This is a genomic window from Leptolyngbya sp. FACHB-36 (assembly GCF_014695955.1).
GTDB lineage: Bacteria > Cyanobacteriota > Cyanobacteriia > Leptolyngbyales > Leptolyngbyaceae > FACHB-36.
Genome location: NZ_JACJPG010000284.1, coordinates 1 through 5006 on the forward strand (window position 1 = coordinate 1; position 5006 = coordinate 5006).

The window sequence follows — 5006 nt, forward strand, 5'->3', positions numbered from 1 at the left end:
TTTGCGCGGTATACGGCTCGCGATCGCGGCGTCGTGGGTGGAATTGGGCAGCGGGTGCCGACCTTTGGTCCGTTTGGGTTTGCCAATCGCACCCCGATTCAGGGCTTGTGGCTGGTGGGTGACTCAACGCATCCGGGCGAGGGAACAGCAGGCGTGAGCTATTCGGCACTAACGGCAGTGCGGCAGATTGAGGTAGCCACGCGCTAGAGCGGCGATCGTCGAACAAACGCTTCTTTAGCGCCGCTGAAGTTTTTGGCGCACGCGACTGATCAGCAGCTCAAATTCCGGCAGCCTCAGTTGGGCAGCGATCACGGCGAATACGCCCAGTCCCACCAGTCCTGCAATGCTCAATTGAGCCAGTTGCAGCAGAAGTCCATTGCTGCCAAACGGCTGTTGGATTGCCCACAGCGTACCCCAGCAGACAGCTCCCGCGATCGCGCTTGCGCCAGCCAGTCCTAGCGTCGGCAGTCCCCACTGGCGCAGCGGTAAACCATGCAGCCTGCGGTTGAGAATCCACAGCAGCGTCACCATCGAGATCACGTTGACGCCGACCGTCGCCAGCACCAAGCCGACAACGCCCAGCGGACGCACCAGTAGAAAATCCAGAAGCGCATTCAGGAAAATGTTAAAAATGCTGATGCGGAAGGGTGTATCGCCGTCGCCCAAGGCGTAAAACACCCGCACCAGCACGTCTCGACCGAGATACACGAACATGCCGACGCTGTAGGCAACCAGCACCGAAGCCGTTAAGATCGACGCTTCCTGGTCAAAGGCGTAGCGCTCGTAGACAACGCGAACGATCGGCACCGCCAGCGTCATCATCAGCGCGCTCAGAGGCAGCATTGCCACCGCTGTCAGCAGCAAGCCCTGCCGAATTCGGTCTTTCAATTCGTCCCAGTGTTCGGGGCTAGCAAGCCGCGCAAACACGGGCAGCAGCGGCACCAGAATGACGTTAGACAGAATTCCCAGCGGCGTGTTCACCAGTAAGCCTGCGTAGCCCATCGCGGACACGGCTGCCGCCGCCTGTGGAATAAACGACGCGAAAAACAGGTCGGTCCAGACGTTAATCTGCAACATGCCGGAGGAGAACGTTGCGGGTCCCATTACCCGAATCACGTCCTGCACTTCGGGGCGATGGAAGTCGAAGCGCAATCGCAACCCGCCCAAGCCCGATCGCCACTGTGCCGGAAGCTGCACGAGCCATTGCAGCACCGCTCCTGCCAAAGTGGACCACGCCAGCACCGCGCCTCCCAGCGCTGCGTACTCGATCGCGGTGATCTTGTTGCCCAGTTGCAGCGCCAGTCCGCCTAGCCCAATCAGCACCGTAACGCTAGAAAACAGCGGGCTAATCGACGGTAGCCAGTACTGATCTGCCGCATTGAGTGTCCCGAAGCCGATCCCGATCAGACCCGCCAGCACCGCCATCGGAGCCATAATGCGGAACTGCTGAACTGCAATCTCCTTCGTTTGCAGCAATTCTTGAAACAGGGCAGGCGTAATTCCCTGAGCCGCCGCTTGGTCAGCGGTGAGATACAGCCCCGGTGCGACTAGATGCAGCAGCGGTTCGGCAAAAATCACCAACCCCACCGTCACCAGCAGCAGAATGCCCACCACCAGCGTCGTGATGGTTTCGACGATCGGCGCGATATCTTCTTGCTTGCGCTTTGCCAACACGCTGACGATCGCGCTGTGGAAGGGACCGTTGATGCCACCCAGCAGCACCAGCAGAAAGCCCGGAATGACGTAAGCAAAGTTGTACGCACCTGCTGCCGGACCCACGCCGAAGGCAGCGGCGATCGCCTGCTGCCGCACCAGCCCCACCACTTTGCTAATCAGAGTGGCAACTGCCACAATTCCGGCAATGCCCGCCAGAGAACGAGAAGGTTTCGGTTCAGTCACGCCGCTTTCCGTATCAAGACCTTCCTATTTAATCGTGAATCGGGTCTCAGAAATGTGAAGGTGAATGGTGTTTCAGCGGGAAAGAGCCCATTGAGTTCAGGAGCCGGAGCCCATAGAACATTTGTTTGCTGGAGTGTTCTGATGGTCGTTGGAAGCATCCTGGCTTGTCGTGGAAATAACGGATTGACGACTCTATAGCTGCTAGCGAATGCACGACAAACACGATTTTGAAATGACGCTGTTTCAAAGCAAATTTGTCGATCGTGTTAAGCAGATTTGAACGCAAATTCACCCGCTAGCTCCCAGGGTCCTCCTTTGTAATACCAAAGCAGCAAACCCTCTGCGTATCCATTTAGCGGTTGCCAGCTAGCTTCAAGCTGGTTGTATAACTGTCGAGCTTCATCAGTCGTGACTTTATTCTGAATGGTGATGTGGGGGCGATAGCTCTGTCGATCTTGCCGACTCAGCCAGCTATTCCACTGTTCTGCAAGGCGCTGCCGCAGTTGAATGAGCTCTGGACAATCGACCTCCACCGCAACGCCTTTGCCCAGAAAGCGTAGTTTTGGGAACGTGAGAGGTAATACCGGAGTTGGTTGACTGATCTTCTCCAGGAACTGCTTAATATCAAGCTCGTGATCACCTGGCAGCGCGTGAAAGAGGGTGACATGAGCAGGTAAAACATTTCTCGCAGGTGGAAAATGCTGCTGCCGCAATTGATCAAAAACATCAAACATTTTCTGATCCAGCTTCAGCGTCAAAATTAACGGGATTGAAGATGAGGATTCAGGCATAGTGCTCTTAATTACTCAAGAATCGTAATGATAATTTTCTTGATCGCCCGTTCTGTTTCGCAACGCGCATGGCGCGGCTGTTTTACCCAGAGAATCCGCGCGATCGCTTCTGGCACTCCGTAACGCTCAGCCTATTCACATTAGCTGGCGACGGAACTGACGAATGCTTAACGTCATTAGCACGATCGCAAACATCAGTAAGATTAAAACTTGAGACCATAACACCTCCAGCCCTACGCCTTTAAGTAACACTCCACGGCAAACCTCAATGAAGTAGCGCATTGGATCGAGGTAAGACAACCACTGCATAAACGGCGGCATAGCAGAAGTGGGGGAGTTACCGCCAGACAGCAGAACCAGCGGTGGATTGACAAAGAACGTCGTTAACTGCGCCTGCTGCTCACTTTTGGCATAGCTGGCAATCATAATGCCAATGCTAATTCCCACAAGAAAATAGAGTATGGAAATACCAAGAAATACCAGCAAATTGCCGCGAAATGGCAGATCAAAGGCAATTTTTCCGACCAGCAGCGCAATAACCGCATCCAGGGTCAGCAACACCAGTAGGGGAGCAATTTTGGCAAAAATTACTTCGGTATTAGAAGCAGGCGTCATGATCAATTGCTCGATCGTTCCGGCTTCTTTTTCGCGCACGACTAGCGAAGCTGCCGCTTGAGAGCCGACCACCGTTAGCACAATGCCGATCGTTCCAGGCACGATAAACCAGGAGCCTTTTAGTCCCGGATTGTAGAATACCGTCGTTTGAAGTTGAATTTGATTTGGCTGTAGATCGGGATTGGTCGGCGCGGAGTTAAGGGAACTGCTGGTTCCTTGACGGCGTTGATTGCGGTCCGATCGGCGCAGATTATAATCGCTCACCAACTGGTTGAGATAGCCAGAGGCAACGCTGGCGGTGTTAGCGTCTACTGCGTCGAACAGCGCCTGCACCTGAGTCGGGCGTTTTCGAGCCAGATCATCATCAAACTCCGGCGGAATCGTGACACCCACTGTGAGCTTGCCTGTTTCTAAATCTGCCTGCATGTCCTGCTCGTTGGCATAGTATTTGCGGATATTAAAGGCAGTTGTTTGATTAAATAGTTCGATAAATTCGCGGGAGGCTCGGCTGTGGCTGTAGTCTGTAATTCCAACGCGCAAATTCTCGAAGTTTGGATTTAGCGCAAAGCCAAACAGCGACAGCATCAACGTTGGCGGCAGCAGCAGTTGAATCAGCAGTTGGCGGTTGTGCAGAATTTGCGAGACTTCTTTGAGAAACAGCGCCCAAAACCGACTGCCCAAAATACGATCGAAAAAATCAGCAACACGATCGCTCATTCTGTTGTCTCCACTTGCATCTTCTGTAATTTGCGCCACGCGAGAAAGAAAAAGAAGCTGGCGATCGCGGCGAGTGCCAGAACTGAACTCCAAACGCTAATCCAACCCACACCACGGGTATAAGCATCCCGCGTCAGCAGAATGTAATAGCGGGCGGGCACAATTCCGGAGATCCAGCGGATATAAACTGGGATATTAGAAATCGGATAGACATAGCCGGAAAACTGAAGCGACAGCAAAAAAGCAGTGAACGAAACCGCTTGGATAACGGCGCTCTGAGTTTTGGCATTTGTGCCCAGAAAAATGCCCCACAGCACCACGCAGGCGATATATAGTGCTGAGCCAGCAATCACGGGAGTGGGATCTCCAGCAAACCACAGCCCAAAAAAGATCCAGGATTCCACATGCGTCAACAGCACCTCCGCCATGCCGACCAGCCAGAAGGCGGCGGCTTTTCCCAACAGATACTCTGTTCCGGTCAGGCTAGATGCATAGATCTGGGTGATGGTATTTTGTTCGGTTTCTTTGGCGGTGGCTAACCCGGCGAGCAGTGACGGAAACAGCGTCACCGTAATTGCTAGCGCTCCGGGTCCAATGTACTGCAATGTTTCTAGACCGGGGTTGTACCAAAGCCGCGTTTGCAGGGTTACAGAGCGTGCGGCGTTGGACGATCGCTCATTTTGTGTAATTGCATTGGTGGTTGACGAGCCGGGCGATCGCAAATTCTCCGCAAAGGAATTGGTCGTGGCATTGGCATATGCCCGGACAATATTAGCCGTGTTTGCGTCGGTGCCATCGACCAACACCTGCACTTGTGCGTCTCGCCCGCGTCGCTTCAGGTGGCGTGAGAATTCGGGCGGAATAATGACTCCGGCAGCAATTCGTCCTTGATCGAGCAGTCGAGGCACGTTCACATTTGCGCCCTGAGCAGCTAGATGGAATTTATTCGTGCGCTCAAACGTGGCAATGTATTCTCGACTGATG

4 protein-coding genes and 1 pseudogene are annotated in these 5006 nt (G+C 53.9%); 1 reads left to right on the forward strand and 4 read right to left on the reverse strand.

The features are described from left to right. Positions 1-207: pseudogene (locus tag H6F43_RS07480) on the forward strand (C-3',4' desaturase CrtD); the annotation flags it as partial. 27 nt (positions 208-234) lie between these two features. Here the strand turns inward: H6F43_RS07480 and murJ are convergent. From murJ to H6F43_RS07500, 4 genes are all read right to left on the reverse strand, one after another. Continuing rightward, a complete protein-coding gene (gene murJ / locus H6F43_RS07485) occupies positions 235-1899 on the reverse strand; it encodes a murein biosynthesis integral membrane protein MurJ (protein WP_190342175.1) in 1665 nt (554 codons plus the stop codon). 266 nt (positions 1900-2165) lie between these two features. Then, entirely contained in the window at positions 2166-2690 is a 525-nt protein-coding gene (locus tag H6F43_RS07490; protein WP_190342176.1) for a 2'-5' RNA ligase family protein, read from the reverse strand. Between the two features lie 135 nt (positions 2691-2825). Continuing rightward, positions 2826-4115, reverse strand: a complete 1290-nt coding sequence (locus H6F43_RS07495) for an ABC transporter permease (protein WP_199290195.1) — start codon at positions 4113-4115, stop codon at positions 2826-2828. Further along, on the reverse strand, positions 4019-5006 hold a 988-nt coding region (locus H6F43_RS07500; protein ID WP_190342177.1), incomplete at its 5' end, for an ABC transporter permease. The genes H6F43_RS07500 and H6F43_RS07495, both read right to left, overlap by 97 nt.